Genomic DNA, 1,292 nt, shown 5'->3' with positions numbered 1-1,292 from the left:
AGTGCGGCCCGCATGTTCGTTTCCGCCCTCCGGCACCTCTACCGACACGCCGAGCGTGACGGCTTCGTTCATCCCTCCACGAACCCAGCCGCAGCGGTGCGCAAACCCAGCCAACTGGCGAGCGCCCGCCACGCGCTCACCACCCAACAAGTCAACCAACTCGCACACATCGCATCCACCACAGGCAACGATCCCCAACTCGATGCGCTGCTAGTCCGCTTCCACATCGAGACCGCATGCCGCCGCGGTGGCGCACTACGCCTGCGAGTAGCCGACCTCAACATCGAGCACTGCCTCGTCAGACTTAGGGAAAAGGGAGGCACCCTCCGATGGCAACCGATATCACCAACCTTGATGCGGCACCTCGTCCAACACATTCACGATCGAGGCGGCATAACCCGAACCGATCGAGTGTTCCGCTACCGCAACGGCCGCGCCATTGGCCGCCGTCGCTACGACACCCTCAACCAGCGTCTTCGCGCCCACCTTCCCTGGGCCGCCGCCCTCCAAGTCACCGCGCACTGGTTCCGCCACACCACCCTGACCTTCGTGGAACGCGAGTTCGGTATCGCAGTCGCGCGGGCCTACGCCGGCCATACCGGACCCGGCAACGGCCCCGGATCCCGATCCACCCTCATCTACGTCAAGGCCGGACTACCGGAGGTCATAGAGGCACTCATGACACTGACCGGCGAGAGCCACCCCCTATCCGGCATCGACCAACCGGCGCCGATCGCACCGTCAGGAAGCACGGGTATCACGATGCAACCCGTATCCAGCTGAACAGGTGCGCGTTCGAAGTGTGGAGTGCGCCGTGGATAGGACGCACGCGTTCCGCGACCTTCCGCTTCTCGAGCTGAGATTCGAGGCAGAGCCGGAGCTCAGCGCTGCCAAATCCCGTGGTCTGATCCGCGACACCGCCATCACATCGAGATTGTCGCCCAGCCCGAAGGCTCGGCGCTGCTCGAGAACTGGCAGCAGGTCGTCGAGTACGCCGAGGTTGAGATTCTCGCCGAGCCCGGAGGCTCGGCGCTGCCTCCAAAACCCCCGCCGCGCCAGTGATCTTGCGATTGTTGAGATTCTCGCCGAGCCCGGAGGCTCGGCGCTTCCGGTGCCTGCTCACCAAAGGGCGTTGGCGGATCGTCCAGTTGAGATTCTCGCCGAGCCCGGAGGCTCGGCGCTGCCTCTCGTACGTCGCTCATCGCAGTGGCCCTCCCTCGTTGAGATTCTCGCCGAGCCCGGAGGCTCGGCGCTGCGCACCCACGGTGCGTTTCCAGCGAATTGCGTCCGGC

Annotated in this window: 1 protein-coding gene and 1 CRISPR repeat array; the gene reads left to right on the top strand. The window is 65.2% G+C overall.

From position 1 onward, the window contains the following. Positions 1–783 (top strand): tyrosine-type recombinase/integrase (locus NAM01S_RS33605; protein WP_218018501.1); only part of this gene is annotated, 783 nt, incomplete at its 5' end. Positions 784–927: 144 nt separating this feature from the next. After that, positions 928–1,254: a CRISPR direct-repeat array (repeat unit 35 nt; unit sequence GTTGAGATTCTCGCCGAGCCCGGAGGCTCGGCGCT). Between the last annotated feature and the right edge of the window lie 38 nt (positions 1,255–1,292).

Origin of the sequence: Nocardia amikacinitolerans NBRC 108937 (assembly GCF_001612615.1) — a bacterium.
GTDB classification, from domain to species: Bacteria; Actinomycetota; Actinomycetes; order Mycobacteriales; family Mycobacteriaceae; genus Nocardia; species Nocardia amikacinitolerans.
The sequence above is the reverse complement of the archived record's forward strand: the minus strand, read 5'-3'. Positions and strand labels throughout refer to the sequence as shown.